Source organism: Liquorilactobacillus satsumensis, assembly GCF_964065465.1.
In the GTDB taxonomy this organism is placed as follows: domain Bacteria; phylum Bacillota; class Bacilli; order Lactobacillales; family Lactobacillaceae; genus Liquorilactobacillus; species Liquorilactobacillus satsumensis.
This window is the reverse complement of record NZ_OZ061606.1, coordinates 1,214,406-1,233,778: the sequence shown is the minus strand read 5'-3', so window position 1 is coordinate 1,233,778 and position 19,373 is coordinate 1,214,406. Positions and strand designations below refer to the sequence as shown.

The 19,373-nt window shown below is 40.3% G+C and carries 16 protein-coding genes; all 16 read left to right on the top strand.

The genetic code is table 11. From position 1 onward, the window contains the following. Positions 1 to 168: 168 nt before the first annotated feature. The 16 genes from rfbA to AB3Y88_RS05660 all read left to right on the top strand — a co-directional run bounded on the left by rfbA (position 169) and on the right by AB3Y88_RS05660 (position 19,255). A complete protein-coding gene (gene rfbA, locus AB3Y88_RS05735; RefSeq protein WP_056960866.1) occupies positions 169 to 1,044 on the top strand; it encodes a glucose-1-phosphate thymidylyltransferase RfbA in 876 nt (291 codons plus the stop codon). After that, entirely contained in the window at positions 1,041 to 1,616 is a 576-nt protein-coding gene (gene rfbC, locus AB3Y88_RS05730) for a dTDP-4-dehydrorhamnose 3,5-epimerase (RefSeq protein WP_187328405.1), read from the top strand. The genes rfbA and rfbC overlap by 4 nt, the downstream gene beginning before the upstream one ends. Position 1,617: 1 nt before the next feature. Next, positions 1,618 to 2,601, top strand: a complete 984-nt coding sequence (gene rfbB / locus AB3Y88_RS05725; RefSeq protein ID WP_228887937.1) for a dTDP-glucose 4,6-dehydratase — start codon at positions 1,618 to 1,620, stop codon at positions 2,599 to 2,601. 239 nt (positions 2,602 to 2,840) lie between these two features. Continuing rightward, positions 2,841 to 3,818, top strand: coding sequence for a glycosyltransferase family 2 protein (locus AB3Y88_RS05720; RefSeq protein ID WP_056960868.1), 978 nt, complete (start codon positions 2,841 to 2,843; stop codon positions 3,816 to 3,818). A 35-nt stretch (positions 3,819 to 3,853) separates the two neighbouring features. Further along, a complete protein-coding gene (locus tag AB3Y88_RS05715; protein ID WP_054755653.1) occupies positions 3,854 to 5,020 on the top strand; it encodes a nucleotide sugar dehydrogenase in 1,167 nt (388 codons plus the stop codon). 23 nt (positions 5,021 to 5,043) lie between these two features. Then, positions 5,044 to 5,892, top strand: coding sequence for a glycosyltransferase family 2 protein (locus AB3Y88_RS05710; protein ID WP_228887936.1), 849 nt, complete (start codon positions 5,044 to 5,046; stop codon positions 5,890 to 5,892). A 230-nt stretch (positions 5,893 to 6,122) separates the two neighbouring features. Continuing rightward, entirely contained in the window at positions 6,123 to 7,190 is a 1,068-nt protein-coding gene (locus tag AB3Y88_RS05705; RefSeq protein WP_056960869.1) for a glycosyltransferase, read from the top strand. Then, positions 7,183 to 8,220, top strand: a complete 1,038-nt coding sequence (locus AB3Y88_RS05700) for a sugar transferase (protein ID WP_056960870.1) — start codon at positions 7,183 to 7,185, stop codon at positions 8,218 to 8,220. Before AB3Y88_RS05705 ends, AB3Y88_RS05700 begins: the two co-directional genes overlap by 8 nt. Positions 8,221 to 8,224: 4 nt before the next feature. After that, on the top strand, positions 8,225 to 9,340 hold the full coding sequence (gene glf / locus AB3Y88_RS05695; RefSeq protein ID WP_056960871.1) for a UDP-galactopyranose mutase: 1,116 nt from the start codon (positions 8,225 to 8,227) through the stop codon (positions 9,338 to 9,340). After that, positions 9,341 to 10,771: a polysaccharide biosynthesis C-terminal domain-containing protein gene (locus AB3Y88_RS05690; RefSeq protein ID WP_056960872.1), complete on the top strand. Its 1,431-nt coding sequence runs from the start codon at positions 9,341 to 9,343 to the stop codon at positions 10,769 to 10,771. A 10-nt stretch (positions 10,772 to 10,781) separates the two neighbouring features. Beyond that, the gene (locus AB3Y88_RS05685) at positions 10,782 to 12,002 is read left to right on the top strand and encodes a hypothetical protein (protein WP_056960873.1); all 1,221 of its coding nucleotides are present in this window, start codon (positions 10,782 to 10,784) and stop codon (positions 12,000 to 12,002) included. Between the two features lie 187 nt (positions 12,003 to 12,189). Next, on the top strand, positions 12,190 to 13,170 hold the full coding sequence (locus AB3Y88_RS05680) for a glycosyltransferase family 2 protein (RefSeq protein WP_228887935.1): 981 nt from the start codon (positions 12,190 to 12,192) through the stop codon (positions 13,168 to 13,170). 5 nt (positions 13,171 to 13,175) lie between these two features. Further along, positions 13,176 to 14,228 (top strand): glycosyltransferase, encoded by a 1,053-nt coding sequence (locus AB3Y88_RS05675; protein WP_056960875.1) that lies wholly within the window; start codon positions 13,176 to 13,178, stop codon positions 14,226 to 14,228. Positions 14,229 to 14,282: 54 nt separating this feature from the next. Continuing rightward, the gene (locus tag AB3Y88_RS05670; RefSeq protein WP_056960876.1) at positions 14,283 to 15,509 is read left to right on the top strand and encodes a DUF2075 domain-containing protein; all 1,227 of its coding nucleotides are present in this window, start codon (positions 14,283 to 14,285) and stop codon (positions 15,507 to 15,509) included. 102 nt (positions 15,510 to 15,611) lie between these two features. Next, entirely contained in the window at positions 15,612 to 17,225 is a 1,614-nt protein-coding gene (locus AB3Y88_RS05665) for an APC family permease (RefSeq protein ID WP_261909441.1), read from the top strand. A gap of 26 nt (positions 17,226 to 17,251) precedes the next feature. Next, positions 17,252 to 19,255, top strand: a complete 2,004-nt coding sequence (locus AB3Y88_RS05660; protein ID WP_228887934.1) for a KUP/HAK/KT family potassium transporter — start codon at positions 17,252 to 17,254, stop codon at positions 19,253 to 19,255. Positions 19,256 to 19,373 lie beyond the last annotated feature (118 nt).

The window sequence follows — 19,373 nt, the reverse complement described above, 5'->3', positions numbered from 1 at the left end:
CTGTTTGAGACGTCGTGTCTAGAAACAGGGGCTTTTTAGTTGAATGAATTTGTTAATTATGTAATTTTTACTGTAACATTTTTTTTACAGTATCTGCTCTAAATATTCACATTTGAGTAGTAACTTATTAGATGGCAGGTTCTAGGGAGTACGGAAAGGAGAAGTTGCATGAAAGGCATTATTTTAGCTGGCGGGAGCGGTACACGTCTTTATCCAATTACCAGAGGGATTTCTAAGCAGCTGGTTCCGGTCTATGATAAACCAATGATCTATTATCCACTTTCAACCTTAATGTTGGCAGGAATTCGTGATATTTTGTTAATCACGACTGCACGAGATTGTGCCAGTTTTCAGGCACTTTTAGGGGATGGTTCAGATTTTGGGGTTAATTTAACTTATCTGGTACAACCGAAACCAAACGGATTGGCCGAGGCTTTTATTCTGGGTGAAGACTTTATTGGCGCAGACTCAGTGTGTTTAATTTTGGGAGACAATATTTATTACGGCAGCGGTTTGACACAGCTTTTGGTACAAGCGGCAAACAAACATGACGGCGCAACGATTTTTGGGTATCATGTAAATGACCCGGAGCGATTCGGGGTAGTGACTTTTGACGATAAAATGAAGGCACTTTCTATAGAAGAAAAGCCTACTCATCCCAGAAGCAATTACGCTGTTACCGGACTGTATTTTTATGATAACGATGTGATTGAGATCGCCAAGGGATTGCAACCTTCTGCACGTGGCGAATTAGAAATCACGGACATCAACAACACGTACTTGAAAGAAGGCAAACTTGATGTTCAACTGATGGGGAGAGGGTATGCTTGGCTGGACACGGGAACACACGATGCGCTCTTGCAGGCGGCAAGCTTTATCGCAACGATTCAAAAAAGGCAGAACTTAAAGATTGCTTGTCTTGAGGAATTAGCTTTTCGTAAGGGCTATATTTCGCGGGAAAAGCTGGAAAGCTTGGGCCTAGCTATGCGCAAAAATGATTATGGTCAATATCTGTTACGGTTGGCAAAGAAGGGGACGGAATAAAGATGAAAGTCATTGAAACAAAATTGCAAGATGTAAAATTGGTAGAAACAGCAGTTTTTGGAGATCATCGCGGTTTTTTTACTGAAACGTATACTGAAAATAAATTCAAAGAAGCTGGCATTGACTACAACTTCATCCAAGATAATCAGTCGTTGTCTGCTGAACCAGGAGTCTTGCGTGGTATGCATTATCAAAAAGCACCTTATGCTCAGACAAAATTGTTACGTGTGCTGACTGGTGTGATCTATGATGTCTTGGTTGATTTGCGCAAGGGCTCACCGACTTATGCTCAATGGGAGGGCTACTTGCTTAGTCAATTTAATCAGCGTCAACTATTGGTACCTCAGGGATTTGCGCATGGTTTTGTAACCCTGACCCCAAATGTCAATGTTGCTTACAAGGTTGATGGATATTATGCACCGCAAGCAGATGCAGGAATTGCCTTTGATGATCCAGACTTAGGAATTGCTTGGCCAATGCCTAAAGAACGACTGATTCTGTCTGATAAAGATAAAAAGCATCCATACTTACGGGATGTAGATCTGAATTTTAATTATCGGGAGGCTAAGTAGGATGAACATTCTTGTAACCGGTGGTGCCGGATTTATTGGAAGCAATTTCATTCACTATTTTTTAGGCAAGTATCAGGATTGTCGGGTAGTTAATCTGGATCTTTTGACTTACGCGGGAAATATTCACAATCTTTCAGATATCGCGGCCGATCAACGTTATACATTTGTCAAAGGCAATATTAACAATCGTGAACTGGTGACACACTTGGTAGAAGAATATCAACTTGATACAATTGTTAATTTTGCTGCTGAAAGCCACGTTGACCGTTCTATCTTGCATCCAAATGTGTTCGTTGAAACAAATGTACAAGGGACATTGAACTTATTGGATGTTGCCAAGCAAAAAGGATTAAAAAAATTTTTACAAGTTTCAACAGATGAAGTCTACGGGTCCTTAGGCGCAACCGGTTATTTTACAGAAAAGACTGCTTTAGCGCCAAATTCGCCCTATTCTGCAAGTAAAGCTGCGGCTGATCTGCTGGTCAGATCCTACTACGAAACATATGGACTCAACGTAAATATTACACGCTGTTCCAATAATTACGGACCGTTTCAATTTCCAGAAAAACTGATTCCATTAATGATTGCGCACGCGTTAGCGGGAAAGAAATTGCCAATCTATGGAGATGGAAAAAATGTGCGCGATTGGTTATATGTAGCGGATCATTGCAGTGCAATCGATCTTGTACTCCAACAGGGCCGCAGTGGTGAAGTATATAATGTCGGTGGGCATAATGAACATTCAAATAACGAGATCGTACATTTGATTATTGACCAGTTAGGTAAGGATGAAAGCCTAATTGAATATGTGCCTGATCGCTTAGGACATGATAGGCGGTACGCCATTGACCCAACAAAGATCGAAACCGAGTTGGGATGGAAACCAGAATACACCTTTGCTCAGGGAATTAGACAAACAATCGACTGGTATCTAAAAGAACAAGACTGGTGGAAACCGCTCGAAAAAAGGGCGGCATTGCATTAGTGGTGATTGGTAATCGGCGGCATCGCTAAAAGTTGAAATGAGCTGAGTAGATAGAATTCTAAGTGTAAGCTCGAACCTCAGGATGTTACCGATTATTATGAATATTCATTTTTAATGACTTGTTATGTTATAGACTGTCTTCAACTACTGTTTAATTAAGGATCGTGATTTTTAAATCCAGTGTAATCCTTTGAAAAATTAGTGGTTGCAGGGTCTGACTGGTGCTAGGAGGAATTCTTTTGACAAAAGTTGCCATTTTACTATCAACCTATAATGGTGAGAAATACTTAGGCGAACAAATTGATTCAATCAAAAAACAAACTTTTTCTGATTGGAAGCTATTTATTAGAGATGATGGTTCTAATGATGGGACAGTTGCACTCATAAAAAAATATGCAGCTGAAGATGCGAGAATTAGGTTTATTAATGAAGAACAGGTAGAAAATGTGGGGGTAACGCGTTCTTTCTTTAGTTTGTTGGAGAATGCACAGGCGGATTACTATATGTTCTGTGATCAAGATGACTTTTGGCTTCCCCAGAAAATTGCTGCCACGCTTGAAAAAATGGAAGAGATGCATGCACGGACTCCACAAAAGCCGCATCTGGTACACACTAACTATAAGGCTGTGGATCGCAAACTTAACCTATTAGGCGAGCTCAATTATGATGAGCAAAAACATGATCTCGCTACGATTGTCTTCTTTAACAATGTGACTGGATGTACAACAATGATTGATGATAACTTGAAAAAGCTTGCGTGTCAGGCAGACTTGAATAAGGTGATGATTCATGATCAGTGGGTTGCATTAATTGCGTCAGCATTAGGTGAAATGTATTATTTTACTGAACCTTTAATGCTTTATCGGCAGCATGAAAATAATCAGATTGGCGGGGTAGACTTCTTTATTGCTTTAAAAAAGGGAATTTTTTCCAAAAACAAATCTGCTGAAAGCAAGCAAGCCCTTAAGAAGGCAGTTAAAATCAAATTGTATGATAAAAGTTGGAAACGTGACTCCCTAGCTGTTACACAAGTAAACCATTTACGCACACTTTTTTACTCACAGATGGATCCTGCTAACAAAAAAGTAATTGATATCATAGCTGATGGTTTGAATGGTAGGATGGCTGCACGCTGGCGGTTAATCAGAAAAGCACTGCCTAAGAAAGAAAAGTTTTTACGCAGGTCTTTAGCGGATCTTTTATTGCTCTTAGGTTAGTTTACACTTTTCAAAAATGGAGGAATGAAATTTTGATGAAGATAGCAGTTGCAGGAACTGGATATGTGGGGCTCTCATTGGCCACGCTGCTCGCCCAGCACAACGAAGTCCGCGCATTAGATATAATTCCAGAAAAAGTAGCGGCGATTAATGAAAGACGTTCACCAATTGTGGACGAATATATTACCAAGTTTTTCACGGAAAAAAAGTTGAATTTAAAGGCCACACTTTCTCCCACAGAAGCGTTTACACAGGCGGACTATGTGATCGTTGCGACGCCTACGAATTATGATGAGGAAAAGAACCATTTTGATACTTCAAAAGTTGAGCAGGTAATTGATGAGGTTGTGACAATTGCTCCACAAGCAACGATTGTAGTGAAATCAACTGTTCCAGTCGGATTTACTGAGAAGATTAAACAGCAGCAAAAAATTAATCAGATTTTCTTTGCGCCTGAATTTTTACGTGAAGGGAAGGCTTTATATGATAATCTTTATCCTTCGCGTATAATTGTGGGCAGCGACAGTCCACAAGCCGTAAAGTTTGCAGAACTTTTGCAACAAGGAGCGGTTAAAAAGGTGATTCCCACACTGTTTGTAAATAATTCTGAAGCTGAATCTGTCAAACTTTTTTCTAACACGTACCTTGCGATGCGCGTTGCATATTTCAATGAGCTTGATACTTATGCGGAAGTCCATGGCTTGCAAACGCAGCAAATTATTGACGGTGTTAGTCTGGATCCTCGAATCGGTGATTACTATAATAATCCTTCCTTTGGATATGGCGGGTACTGTCTTCCAAAGGATACAAAGCAGTTGTTGGCGAACTTCAAAGATGTTCCTTCCACGATTATTAAGGCGATCGTAGAGGCTAATGATACACGGAAAAAGTATATTGCAGACCATATTGCCAGCTACAAACCGCAGTTGGTGGGTGTCTACCGGCTGACAATGAAGGCAGATTCTGATAATTACCGCCAGTCGTCGATTCAAGATATTATCACAATATTGAGGCAAAAGGGTTTTAAGATTTTAATTTTTGAACCGACTTATAAAGAAGAAAAGTTTGCCGGGTTGCCAGTTACAAGTAATTTGCAGGATTTCAAGGAAAAGTGTGATTTAATTGTAGCAAATCGAATGGAACCTCAGATCAAGGATGTTGCGGCGAAGGTCTATACCAGAGATCTATACTATAAAGACTGAGTTCTTAAAAAAGGAGTGGTTGGATGGGCAAACAGACGGTCAGTATCATCATGCCCACCTATAATAGGCAAAAAACAATTATTGCTTCTCTTAAAAGTATTATGGAGCAGACGTATACGGACTGGGAGTTGTTGATTATTGATGATGGCTCAAAAGATCAGACAGAAGCAGTTGTCCAAAGGTTTATTACGGAGCAGGCAATTGCCCAAAAGGTTAGTTATCATAAACTGCTCCAAAATAGCGGTGCTAACCATGCGAGAAATGTTGGAGTTAAGTTGGCGACTGGCAAGTACCTCGCTTTTCAAGACAGCGATGACAAGTGGCTGCCGGACAAGCTTGCAAAACAGGTGGCGATCCTTGAAGAGGAACCGACTGCAGCGATTTGTTTATGTCAAATGGCGACATATGAAGATGACAAGTTAATTGCCAAGACTCCAGTAGATGAATTTTCAGCGGCGGATGTGACGCTCAGCAATTTGCTCCAGATTAATTTTGCAAGTACTCAAACGATTGTGGGTACAAGCAGCTGCTTTAAAAACAATTTATTTGATGAAAGTCTGCCGCGGTTGCAAGATTGGGATTTAATGTTGCGTCTGATCCAAAAATATCCGATTGTGTATTGCCCAGAAGTCTTAATTGAACAGTTCATTTCGGCAGATAGTATTACCAAAAATGTGTCACAAGGTATTCGTGCTTTTTCGCTGATTCTCGATAAATACAGTGAGCTGTATGCCAAGAATAAGTTTGCAAAGTACAACGTTAAGGTTGTACGCGCAGAGTTCAAATTACAACAGGGAAGATCGCTTTTAAAGCTAGCGGAGTTCTACTATAACCGCCTGCTGCGCAAGTTCTATAAGCTGACTTCTCAGTAGAATACGAATAATCACAAGTAAATTAAGCGAGCATCTTATTTTTCAGTTAAGTTATATGAAAAAGGGGGTGCTCTTTTTTAATTATATTTTACTTTTGCAGTTATACTGGTAAAATGTTACTCAGTGGTGGTATGGGAGTTTTAGGATTCTCTGACTTGCCATGTAAACAGGTTTGTTGACTCAAACCGCTACTTATGCAGTTGCTGTATTTATGAGGTGAATGTTAACCTATGAAGATTAATTTTCTATGCTTTGCACTGTCCGGTACAGGCGGAACTGAGACAGTTTTGATAAAAGTACTTAACTTTCTTTGTCAAAAGAATGAAGTTGTTTTATATTTGCCGAATGAACCGCATGAAAAAGCTTGGATGGCTGCACTTGATCGGCGCGTAGTTGTTAAGACATTGGCACGCAGCGGACGGGTTTCCAAGTTACTGTTTTTTCTAAAAGCACTAACGCAGATACACGACAATGATAAGTGTGTGGTATTAGGTGCAAATACGATAAAGCTGGCTTACTGGCTACGCAGAGCCTTGCGGCGGCATTTTGAGATAATTTCATGGATTCATTTTTCACTGCTTAATCAAAAGATGTTTGATCCGCATAATCTATTGTATGCAGATACTCATTGGGCAATCAGCACAGTAATCAAGAATCAACTGCTTGAATTGGGGGTTGCTCCAGAGAAAATCAAGCTGGTCTATAATCCAATCGAACATCAGCAAGTCATTACACAGGATGTTCAAGCAAAGGATACAAGTTTGAATCTGGTCTATGTGGGGCGGATCATTTTTGAAGGGCAAAAAAATATTCGGGAATTATTGACAGCAGTTGCAGAGTATCAAAAGAATAATAAGGTTCGCTTGGATCTTTATGGTACCGGTGCGGATCTCGCTGCGTGTCAAGCTTATGCAGCGCAGTTGGGAATTAGCGCTGCGTTGAAATGGCATGGTTGGGTCAAAGCTCCCTGGAATAATTTAGCAGTTGTTCCGGCGGCAGTTGTTTTGACTTCGAAGTATGAAGGGCTGCCGATGGTTTTATTGGAAGCGGCGGCTAGGGGGATTCCAGCTGTGACTTCACGTTTTGATGGATATGACGATGTTTTGGTAGAAGGTGTCAACGGTTATAGTTATGAGACTGGTAATCTGACAGAGCTGGTGGCTGCTTTTAAGCAATTGAGCCGCAATCAGCTGGAGCCACAGACAGTTGTTTCCAGCATTAACAAATTTTACAGTGAGAATTATTTTGAAAATTTAGAAAGCATTATTGGTGATGGGAGAAAGATTACAAATGAGTAAACTGATAGTGTCTGTCCAAGACAAGGGACATAATACTGCGGGGAGTAAGGCGAAGGATGACATTGTCTACTTTTTGGGGGAGCAGAATTTTGAATCTGTGATACTGGATATTCCAAAGAAAAAAATGGACCGGATCGGCTATTCCTTGACAACCGTTCCTAGAACTTTCAAGCATTTGGAAGCTGAAATAATTGTGTTGCAGTATCCACTCTACTCAAAGTTCTTAACCAAAAAGATCATTGCTTGTATTAGAAAATACACAAATGCACGCTTATTGTTTGTGATTCACGATGTGGAATCATTGCGCTTTTATTGTGATAATCAGGAGTCTGAAAAAAAAGAGTTAAATTTTTTCAACTTAGCGGATGGCTTAATCGTACATAACCATTACATGCGCGCGTGGCTCAAGGAACATGGCGTGACTACTGCGATGGTTGATCTTGAAATCTTTGATTACGATAATCCGCAACAGTTTCAGCCAGCGGTTCCGTATGTTAAATCAGTTTGTTTTGCGGGTAACCTTTATAAGTCAAAATTTTTGGCTAAGTTAACCGGCAAGACCAAGTTTTATGTCTTTGGGCCAAATCCACTACCAGATTTTGCACGAAACGTCGCATACTGTGGGCAGTATGCTCCAGATGAGCTGACACAGCATTTGGAACAAAACTTCGGCTTGGTATGGGATGGCTCACAGATTGACAGTTGCGATGGGGTGTTCGGGGAGTATATGAAATACAATAATCCGCACAAGACATCGTTATATTTGAGTTCAGGTATTCCAGTAATCGTGTGGCAACAAGCGGCAGTTGCTGAGTTTGTGGTCAAGCATCGAGTCGGACTAGCAGTTAATAGCTTGGCAGAGCTTGATGAGCTGTTAGATCAGGTGTCACCGAAGCAGTATCTAGAAATGAAGAAGAATGCAGTTTTGATTGGTAAAAAAATGCGTGCCGGCGAGTATATTAAACATGCATTTGCGCAACTTGAGGAAAAAGTTGCAAACCGTGAACAACACTCAAAAATGGAGGTTTAGCAGAATGTCAAAATACTTAGTAGTTGGAGCAGGCCTTTTTGGAGCCACTTTTGCGTATGAAGCAGCTAAAAGAGGTCATCAGGTTGACGTGATTGAAAGACGTAATCACATTGCGGGAAATATCTATACAAAAGAAATTGATGGAATTCAAGTTCATCAGTATGGCGCACATATTTTCCATACCTCCAATCAAAAAATTTGGGATTATGTAAATCATTTTGCAACTTTCAATCGCTATACAAACAGCCCAGTTGCAAATTATCATGGTGAAATTTATAATTTACCGTTCAATATGAATACTTTCAATAAACTCTGGGGTGTCGTTACGCCGCAAGAGGCGCAGGCAAAGATTGAGGAGCAGCGGTCGCTTTTAAATGGCAAGCGGCCTGAAAATCTTGAAGAACAGGCAATTTCGCTAGTTGGAACTGATATTTATGAAAAGTTGATTAAGGGTTATACAGAAAAGCAATGGGGTCATTCAACTAAGGATCTGCCGGCTTTTATTATCCGGCGGCTGCCAGTTAGGTTAACCTATGATAACAATTACTTTAATGACAACTATCAAGGAATTCCAATTGGAGGATATACTCAAATTGTTGAAAAGATGTTGGCGAGTGATGCTATTTCCGTGCAAGTCGGAGTAGACTTCTTTGCCGCAAAGGATGATTATCTTAAAAAATATGATCATATTATCTTTACTGGGATGATTGACGAATATTTTGCGTATTCATTAGGTGAACTTGAGTATCGGAGCTTGAAATTCGAATCAGAAGAACTTGATGTTGATAACTATCAAGGTAATGCAGTTGTTAACTATACTGATGCACAGACACCTTATACACGGATTATCGAACATAAGCACTTCGAATTTGGCAAGGGTGACAAAGGCAAGACGATCATCACACGAGAATATCCTAAAAACTGGCATCGTGGGGATGAACCTTATTATCCAGTTAATAACAAAGAGAACAATGCACTTTACAAACAATATAAGGAATTAGCCGATAAGACAGCTGGAAATGTGATTTTTGGCGGCCGCTTAGGTCAGTATCGCTATTATGATATGGACCAAGTTATTAGTGCGGCTTTAAATGTTGTTAAATCTGAATTTGGTGATTAAATGAAAGTTTTTCGTAATTATTTTTATAATGCCGGTTATCAAGTGCTGGCAATGGTGTTACCGCTGATTACTAGTCCATATATTACACGTGTTCTAGGTAAAAGCGGGGTCGGGATCAACTCGTTTACCAATTCTTTGATTCAGTATTTTGTGTTAATTGGAAGTATTGGAATCGGTCTTTATGGTAACCGCGAGGTAGCTTTTGTGCGCGATGATCGGAAGAAGCTTTCGCAAACCTTTTGGGAAGTAGCAATTCTGAAGATCGTGACGGTTGTACTCGCCTATGGCGCCTTTTTACTTTTCTTACTTTTCTATCATAAGTATCGCAGTTACATGTTGCTGCAGTCGGTTTATATTATTGCTGCGGGGGTCGATATCTCATGGCTCTTTATGGGACTTGAAGATTTTAAAAAAACTGTAATTCGGAATACGTTTGTGAAGGTTTTATCGGTCATTCTGATTTTTACTTTTGTTAAGAGTGCAAGCGATACTGGAACGTATATTTTGATTCTGGGCGGTTCAATCTTATTTGGAAACCTAACCTTATGGCCTTATCTGAGAAAGACTTTGGTGGCAATTGACTGGAGCGAATTGAATATCCTCAGGCATCTAAGACCGGCTGTTATTCTTTTTGTGCCACAGATTGCGATTCAAGTGTATCTAGTACTTAATAAGACAATGCTTGGATTGATGATTGGATCGGATTATTCAGGATTCTTTGATCGTTCTGATAACATTGTTAAACTGATTCTTTCCTTGGCAACGGCCACTGGAACTGTAATGCTGCCACATGTTGCCAATGCTTTTTCTAAGGGTGATAACAAGCGTGTCAAATATTACTTAAGCGAGTCCTTTGACTTTGTGTCTTGTCTGACTGTTCCATTAACGTTTGGGTTGGCGGCCTTAGCGATTAAGTTTGCTCCTTGGTTTTACGGGGCTGAGTTTAAGCCTGTTGGCTATGCAATGATGTTAGAGTCTGCGGTAATTCTACTAATTGGTTGGAGCAATGTTATCGGGCAACAGTATATGCTGCCGACTAATCAGATCAAGAGTTACTCAACCTCAGTTATTATGGGAGCAATTGTTAATATGATCGCCAATGTACCGTTGATCTATCTTCTGGGACTACAAGGGGCAGTTTTAGCGACTGTCTTATCTGAGTTAGCAGTTACATTTTATCAGTTATGGAAGATTCGTAATCAGGTCAATTATCGAGAACTGTTTATAAATCTTCCTAAATATCTGATTGCTGGGGTTGTAATGTTTCTAGTTGTATTTAAGATCAATAGTATCCAGAGATTTTCTGTGGGAACAATGTTGTTGCAGGCGGTGATTGGGGCTGTAATCTATACAGTTGCACTTTTGCTGTTGCGTCCGACAATTCTAAAAAAGATTCGTGTGATTCTTAAAGATTTCAGAGCACGTAAATAAGGTGGGAAATATGTCTAATATAATAAAAAGAAAACTGGATGCCCAAGTAAATGGATTATCTGCACTGCAGCAAAGTTCTTTTTCCGAGCAACTATATCTCTTTTCTTTTGTGGTTTATCTTTTAGCTAGTTTTGTTACCAGTACAATGTTTGGTCAGTTGAGTACTCTTGTGGGACCAATTGCATATTACATTATTGAATTTTCTGCTGTACTGGTGATTGCTAAAGTAGCTGTTTTTGATGGTTGGGAAAGAGAGAAACTGATTATTTTTGCCTTAGTTGGAATTATTTTTTGGCAAATCTGTAAAAATTCGGGAGAGCTTTTCTACTTCTACTACTATTTGTTTATTCTTGGCGCAAAGGATGTTCGCTTTGAACGGATCATCAAGACATTTTTAGTAACGATTGGTAGTTTTTTACTGGTAACAATTGCTGCCTCATTACTTGGGGTTATTGATAATTTAACGTACGGTCGTTATATGGAAGCCACAATTAGATATGCGCTTGGGACAATCTACCCAACTGATCTGGCAGCGCGTGCTTTTTATCTGCTGCTGGCCTATGCGATGCTGAGAAGGTTCCATTTCAAACTTGTTGAATATGTTTCTTGTTTAGCAATTACAATTTTTATCTACGCAGTTACAGATACACGGCTTGATTTTTATCTAATGTTGCTAATTCTCCTAATTGCTCTTTTTTATAAATATGTAGTGCGGCTGTTAGAGTACCTTGGAAGTAAATTAACAGCTGTTATCTTAGCACTCTTTGTCTTTATTAATATTTTCTTAGCGTATACTTTTATCCCAAATAATCGTTTCTTTGAAATTGCCAATAAGGTCCTTTCAGGACGTCTGACATACGGGCATCTTGCTTTTCAGAACTATAATATTCCCTTTTTCGGGCAATATGTTTATCAAATGGGAAATGGCGGGGTGCATAAAACACCGTTCCAATACTTCTACATAGATTCCTCTTTTATTCGGGTATTAATGATGGAAGGTTTGTTGACGTTCCTTGCATTAGTTGGTTTGTTATTGTTAATCAATCACCGTTTCTTTAAAGCACATGCTTATTCATTGGTGATTGGAATGACTTTGATGATTCTAAGTTCCGTAATCGATCAGCACTTATTGGAACTCGCTTTCAATGTTGTATTTCTAGGTGCATTGGCCGATCTTAGCTACTGGAAGCAACCATTTGGCTTGAAGACTAAGAGTCAGCTGCAGGCATAGGCGGCTTATAATTATCAGTAAATGGAGCGGCTACGCCAATTCTGAATTTAAAAAAACAATTGTGTTTTATTTTGAAAGCAAGTTTGGGACTGTTGGGGGAACCGCATGTTTTCAGAGAGCTAAAGGGCCGAGCAAAGCGGATGTTTTGACTTGGACCACAACAGTAGACGTTTTGGGGAGTGTCTAAATGTCAGTTGAAGTTAGTATTATTATGCCGACCTATAATTCTGCAGCTTACGTTGAAAAGAGTATAGCTGCAGTTCAGTCTCAAAATACATCTTTTGAGACAGAGCTAATCATCGTCGACGATGGATCTGTTGATCAAACGGTTACGCTGGTTAAAAAAAGGCAAAAACAAAATGCCCACTTATTGTTGTTGCAGCAGAGTAATCAAAAACAAGCAGCAGCACGCAATCATGGCTTGGAACATGCAAGTGGCAAGTACATTATGTTCGTTGACAGTGATGATCTTCTCTTACCAGGTGCAGTCGAAAAATTGCATCAAGCGCTGCAGTTACAAGGAAAAAAGTTTGCAGTTGGGGGGATTATCAAACGCTTTAAAGATCATGATGAAGTTGAAGACAAATCAATTCTAGAAGGGGCTCATGATCAAAAACAGATGCTTGCCTGTTATCTGGCCCAGAATCAGGAAATGGATGTCGGTCTTTGGGGTAAAATGTTTATCCGAGATGTACTAGGTGCGCAGAAATTAGAGAACGGCAACTTTTTTGAAGATAGTTTATTTGTTTTTGACTATCTACTGAAGCTGAAACCTAATGAAATTGCATATGTTCAACAGCCATTATATGTGCTTTTCAAGCACGACAATACAACCACAACAAGTTACGATAGCACAATTGATCAGCGTGCTTTGGATTATCTCAACAAAGTTAAGCTGCGGCTACAGCAGTATGGCACGTTAGATCAGCGAATGTTTGCGGCCTTTGTCAGTCGGACGATCTTACATGTTGTACATCATCATATTAAGTACGATGCGGACTGGAACAGTAAGCAGCAGCGGTCTTTATTGAATTCTAAGTTTTCTGCTGAAATTCGTTGTACTAATCGTTGGCTCAGCCGAAAATACCGGATGGCCCTTTTCTTAGCAAAGTATTTTCCAAAATTCTACATTCGTATGTATCGGGGAGAAAAACTGAGGAGGAACTAACGAGCATGAGAGAGAAGATTTTATTTTTAGTGCCATATCTTTCCGGTCATGGGGGAACAGAGACAGTTTTGACCAAGGTACTGACTTCAGAGAAAATCGCACAGTCCTATGACTGTCAGGCTTTTTTTACTGCTGGTACGGATAATTCCGAATGGTTTAGTGCTTTTTCTGAAAAGATTACGGGCAGTCAACGGTGCGGTAAAATTGCGGCGCTATTGCGAACTTTGCAGGTATTACGCCGTTTTCAAGGAACGAAAATTATCTGTTTGAGTAGCAAACCACTTTATCTTGCATGGTTGGCACGGAGACTCTTTAGCAAAACATATAAAATTTATTCTTGGATTCATTTTTCACTGTTTGATGAAGAAACGGTCAAGCCCAAGCTTTTAAAGTATGCAGATTATCACTTGGCGATCAGTACAGGGATTAAGCAGCAGCTTGAACGTCTCGGAGTTCCGGCAGAGCACATCTTTGTGATCTATAATCCCATCGAACGCCATCAGGAAGTGGTCGAACGTGATCCGCAGCGGTTGCATTTAGGCTATATTGGGCGGATTGAACTGGAAAAACAAAAAAATCTTGCAGGGATGTTGGCAGCCTTAAAACTGTTACAGCAACCTTTTACGATGGATTTCTATGGTGCTGGGGTCGATTTTGAACGCCTGCAAGCCTATTTAAAACAGCACCAAGGCGATTTTAGGGGCACTTTTAACTTGAAGGGCTGGGTTACCAATCCGTGGCAACAGCTCAAGGAAATGGATGCGCTGTTGCTTTCTTCCAATTATGAAGGATTTCCGATGGTTATTTTAGAGGCAATTTCACGTGGAGTACCTAGTATTTCATATGATTGTCCTACTGGTCCAGCAGATATTATCATTGATGGGGTTAACGGGTATTTGACCGCTATGACGCCTGCAGCTTTAGCAGAAAAGATTACCTTACTTGCACAACACAAAGACAATTTCACTCCTGCAACTTTGAAGGACTCACTTGCGAAATTTTATGTGGATAATTATGAGCGTCGCTTCGTTGCGGCTCTCCAAGAAAACGAGTCATAGTAGACGAAAAGTGGCTTTAGAATCAGTTTTAGTGGCAATGAGAGGGTTAAGCTAATGAGTACCAAGATTGAACATAATGAAGCGGTCAAGCGGATTGCACCAATACACACATTGACACAGGAGCAACAAGCGCTAGTAACTCAAATCTTGTATTTTTGTGAACAGTCTGCAAGTACAGCAGAAAAACGGATTTTTATAATTGAGGGCAATGCGGGCACTGGTAAGAGTCTCGTCATGAGCTCTCTTTTTACTCAGATTCAGGAGCGTGCTAAGCATCTCCAAGATTCTCAGCTTTTTGGAACAGAGAACTATTTATTGGTAAATCATCCTGAGATGCTCAAACTCTATAAAAATATGGCGGCGAACACTGCAGTTCTTTTGCAAAAGAATTTTACCCGACCGACGACCTTTATTAATCAAATGCGAAAAAAAGAGCATCTGGCAGATATTACTTTGGTAGATGAAGCACATCTGCTTTTAACCAAAAAGGATCGTTATAATCATTTTGAACAGGACAACCAGCTTGAGGAGATCATCAAAGCTAGTCGAATAGTGATCTTAGTCTTTGATCCTAAGCAAGTCCTAAAAGGGAAGAGTTACTGGACACCAGAAAAGCTTGCACAGTTAACCGGACAAGCTACAGTAAAGACTTTCAAGCTGACTACACAGTTCAGGGTTCAAGCGGCGGCTGATGTTCAAGGATGGCTTGCCGCTTTTGTACAAAGGCGAATTATGGTGATGCCACATAAACAGAGATTTGACTTCCGTATCATGGATGATGCACGCAAGATGTATCAGCTGATCCAAAAACATGAGCGCACGGAAGGTCTCAGCCGCTTGCTTGCCACCTATGATTACCCATACCGTTTAGATGGCAAAGATTATTTTATTACGGCAGGGAATCTAAAAATTCGTTGGGATCGAAGTAAACCAAACACCAAGCTGCCATGGGCAGAAAGAAGAGAAACACTGGCAGAAGTTGGCTCTGTTTACACAATTCAAGGGTTTGATCTCAATTATGCCGGGATAATCCTAGGGCCAAGCGTCCGTTATAATCAGTCCAAAGATTGCATCGCTCTGGATCCAGCACGCTATGAAGATCAGGCTGCTTTTAATGGACTCAAACAGTTGGCAGCTTCTAGTGAACAGTTGCGGCAGTTGAAAGAGCAGCTGATGCTGAATGCCTTGAATGTTTTATTGACCAGGGCACGGAAAGGGCTATATCTGTTTGCAGCGGACGAAAAATTACGCGCACGTTTGTTGGAACTTTCTCATGCCTGAGTAAGTTGCGTATTTTTTGCGATGTGCTATGCTAAGCGAGTAGATTTTACTTTTACATATTGGTTAGCTGAACTTTGGAGGAGAGAATTGGAAACAGGGGAGTTGGGTGAGAAGCATTCAAAGTATTTTATTAGTTGGCCTGTACTGGCGCTAATGAGCTTTGTGACAGTGATTGGCTTTGATGACCTGATTTATAATTTTAAGAATCAGGGAATGGGTGTGATCACTTCTTGGGTCTTGATGCTATTTTTATATGTGATTCCGTATTCTTTAATGGTTGGGCAATTGGGTTCAATCTTTAGCAAAGAAGGCGGTGGGCTTAGTTCTTGGATCAGAGGAACGAATGGCGAATTTCTTGGGTATTTTACGGCTTGGACTTATTGGGCAGCTTCGATTCCGTATGTTGTCGATACCGCTAATTCAGTCGTTGTCGGTCTTGGATGGGCTTTGAATGGAAATAATAAATTTCAGGAGACGATGTCGAACAGCCATTTTGCTTTCTGGACGTTACTTGTCTTTGTGTTTTTTGTGGTAATCCAATCACGCTTTAAGCATTCCTTGGAACTACTGAGTTCGCTTGGTGGAATTGCAATGTTTGGCATGACAGTGCTTTTTGTTATGATGGCGCTCGGTTCTCTTGCTGTAGGTGGAAAGATTGCAACGCAACCATTTAATCTAGGGGCAATTATTCCTAAGTTTGATTTAAAGTATCTGACCACACTGGGACTTTTAATTTATGCAGTTAATGGATGCGAACTGATCGCACCATTTGTGACAAAAATGAAGCACCCACAACGTGAATTTCCTAAATCCATGATTATGCTGGTTGTGATGACAGCTTTTTTAACTATTTTCGGTTCTTTTTCACTGGGAATCTTTTTTAATGCCCATCATTTGCCGTACGATCTTAAAATGAACGGCTCTTATTATGCTTTTCAGGCATTAGGGAGACAGTATCATGTTGGAAATCTTTTCATGTACCTTTTTGCCTGGACTGAAGTAATTTATTTAGCAGCCTTATTAGCAGTTTTATTGGATGCAATGACCCGGATGCTGATCTCAGACACTGGGGAAAAATTTATGCCACGTTTTTTACGGAAAACAAATCATGCCGGTTTGCCAATTAATGGCTATCTTTTAACTTGCCTGTTGTCAGGGTTCATACTTTTTTTAGGTGTTTTCTTACCAAATATGAATGATATTTTTAATTGGCTACTGAACTTGAATGGAATTATTTCTCCAGGAGTGACCTGTTGGATCTTCTATGCTTTTATGCGGGTCCGCAAAAACAGTGCAGTCTATCCAGCAGCATATGTTTTTATTAAAAATGACCGCTTGGCATGGTGGATCGGTCTTTGGGCCTTGACAGTTACAGCGGTTGCGACGGTGTTTGGAATTGCCCCACAGGATGTACCTGCTTTTAGTAAGTTATGGTGGCATGAACTGCTGATTAATTTGATTGCCATTGGTGTTCTAATTGGATTAGGAATGCTGTTGCCTTTAATTACTAAAAGGGAGAAACGTGATGGCGAAGCCTTTTCACGCAGCCAGTGGATTGGCATGACCGTGATTGTACTGACGACCCTTATTGCGATGCTTTATATTGGAGGAAGCCAGTTTTCAGGAAAGGGATTCTTGCTTACCGGAGTTGCGGCAGTTTCATTGAGCTTGCTTTTTAGATGTACGAGAAAGAAGACTAAAAAAAGTAGAAATTAATTTGTTATAAGTGAGGGTGTGCAGTAGTGAAGATGAAGCGTAAATACTTGTTGGGACCATTGATTACACTGGGAATTGTTTATGGGGACATTGGAACATCTCCTCTTTATGTAATGAATGCACTTGTGGGCGATGCAGGTGGATTGAAGAAAGTTACAGCAGACTATGTTTTGGGGAGCCTTTCGTTGATTTTTTGGACCCTAATGCTGATTACAACGGTTAAGTATGTGGGAATTGCTTTACGCGCATCAAATCGTGGTGAAGGTGGTATTTTTGCATTGTATGCATTAGTGCGTCAAAAGGGCGTCTGGTTAATTTTACCAGCTTTGGTAGGTGGGGCAGCTTTGTTGGCTGACGGGACACTTACACCCGCTGTGACGGTCACAAGTGCGATTGAAGGTCTCAAAGGAGTTAAAATTGGGTCCGAAGTGCTGCTATCTGATCAAAGCGAAGTCATTTTGTGGACGTTGGTGATTTTACTGGTCCTATTTTTGATTCAAAAGTTTGGAACAAATTTCATTGGTAAAGCTTTTGGACCAGTCATGGTAATTTGGTTTGGCTTTTTAACAGTTTTTGGTGTTGCAAATCTGATGAATGATTGGAGTGTCTTACGGGCACTGTCACCAACATACGGGATTGCGCTACTTTTTTCCCACGATAATCCGGTGGGAATCTTCATTCTTGGCAGTGTTTTTCTAGCGACAACTGGTGCAGAAGCGCTGTATTCTGATATGGGACATGTGGGTAGACGTAATATTTACTTAACCTGGCCATTTGTTTTTGGCAGTTTGATTTTAAATTACTTTGGGCAAGGTGCCTGGATGCTAAAGCAGATCAGTGGGCATGTGACAGTTAGCAATGTTAATCCCTTTTTTGATATGCTGCCGCAAAGCTACCGTGTTGCTGGAGTAGTGCTTGCAACTTTAGCTGCAATTATTGCTTCTCAGGCATTAATCACCGGTTCTTTTACTTTAGTTGAAGAGGCGATTGGGCTAAAGATTTTGCCGCGTTTTGATGTTATGCATCCCAATCTTTCGCGTGGTCAAATCTATATTCCGATTGTCAATTGGTTACTATGTGTTACCACTACATTAATTGTCTTGTACTTTGGTAGCTCAGAACATATGGAAGCCGCTTATGGACTGGCGATTACACTAACAATGTTAATGACCACAATCCTCTTGACCTTCTATATCAAGGACCGTATCCCACATAGTGTGACGATTATGTTTGCCGCTGGTTTCCTAGCAATCGAAATGGTTTTCTTTATTTCAAGTGTCGTGAAATTTATGCATGGTGGCTTTATTACTGTTATTTTGACCTGCATAATCCTAGCTGTCATGGTCGTTTGGTACTTCGGTAATCGTGTTCGTGCAGATGTGACCGATGAATCAGAAACGGTTTCGCTGCTGGACTATCGTAAGCAGCTGATTAAACTTTCACAAGATGAGAGCATTCCAATGTTTATGAGCAACCTAGTAATGCTGGCAAAGGTTAAGGGCGATTACTCAATCAAGCGGGAGATTCTATATTCAATTCTTGATAAGCAGCCTAAACGGGCGCAAGTCTACTGGTTTGTTTCGGTGAATACCACAGACGAACCATACACGAGTTACTACACTGTAGATATGATGGGCACGCGTAACATTGTCAATTTACAGCTTTTCTTAGGTTTTAAAGTTGATCATACGGTCAATCTTTATCTGCGGCAAGTCGTACAAGAGCTGATGTCTGAAGGAATTATTGATGAACAGCCACAAGAGTATACAACACTTAAGCATCGAATCGTTGGTGATTTTTGCTTTATCCTTATTCAAGAAATGCTGTCACCTAATACCCAGATTGAACCTTGGCGGCATTTCCTAATTTCTGGACGCATTTTTTTGCAAAATCATAGTACGACGCCGATGGAATGGTTTGGTTTGGAATTCAGTGATGTCCGGATTGAGAAAGTGCCACTCTTTCTTAGGAAGCGCAGGATGTCCGTTATTAGACAGAATGCGATTTTGAATCCGAAGCAAGATAAATAAAGATGCTAACCAGTTTAAGAAAATTTGGACTATAGAACAAATAACCAGTAAATAATGATTATTTAAAAAACTTATACTAGTAGAGCATTTAGACTGCTAGTTTGGTTCATAACACTGT

What these genes read in the sequence shown, in the direction of transcription:
- AB3Y88_RS05710 (WP_228887936.1), top strand. Translation starts at nt 5,044, where the DNA reads ATGGGCAAACAGACGGTCAGTATCATCATGCCCACCTATAATAGGCAA.
- AB3Y88_RS05700 (WP_056960870.1), top strand. Translation starts at nt 7,183, where the DNA reads ATGAGTAAACTGATAGTGTCTGTCCAAGACAAGGGACATAATACTGCG.
- AB3Y88_RS05685 (WP_056960873.1), top strand. Translation starts at nt 10,782, where the DNA reads ATGTCTAATATAATAAAAAGAAAACTGGATGCCCAAGTAAATGGATTA.
- AB3Y88_RS05715 (WP_054755653.1), top strand. Translation starts at nt 3,854, where the DNA reads ATGAAGATAGCAGTTGCAGGAACTGGATATGTGGGGCTCTCATTGGCC.
- rfbA (WP_056960866.1), top strand. Translation starts at nt 169, where the DNA reads ATGAAAGGCATTATTTTAGCTGGCGGGAGCGGTACACGTCTTTATCCA.
- AB3Y88_RS05680 (WP_228887935.1), top strand. Translation starts at nt 12,190, where the DNA reads ATGTCAGTTGAAGTTAGTATTATTATGCCGACCTATAATTCTGCAGCT.
- AB3Y88_RS05670 (WP_056960876.1), top strand. Translation starts at nt 14,283, where the DNA reads ATGAGTACCAAGATTGAACATAATGAAGCGGTCAAGCGGATTGCACCA.
- rfbB (WP_228887937.1), top strand. Translation starts at nt 1,618, where the DNA reads ATGAACATTCTTGTAACCGGTGGTGCCGGATTTATTGGAAGCAATTTC.
- AB3Y88_RS05705 (WP_056960869.1), top strand. Translation starts at nt 6,123, where the DNA reads ATGAAGATTAATTTTCTATGCTTTGCACTGTCCGGTACAGGCGGAACT.
- AB3Y88_RS05690 (WP_056960872.1), top strand. Translation starts at nt 9,341, where the DNA reads ATGAAAGTTTTTCGTAATTATTTTTATAATGCCGGTTATCAAGTGCTG.
- AB3Y88_RS05675 (WP_056960875.1), top strand. Translation starts at nt 13,176, where the DNA reads ATGAGAGAGAAGATTTTATTTTTAGTGCCATATCTTTCCGGTCATGGG.
- glf (WP_056960871.1), top strand. Translation starts at nt 8,225, where the DNA reads ATGTCAAAATACTTAGTAGTTGGAGCAGGCCTTTTTGGAGCCACTTTT.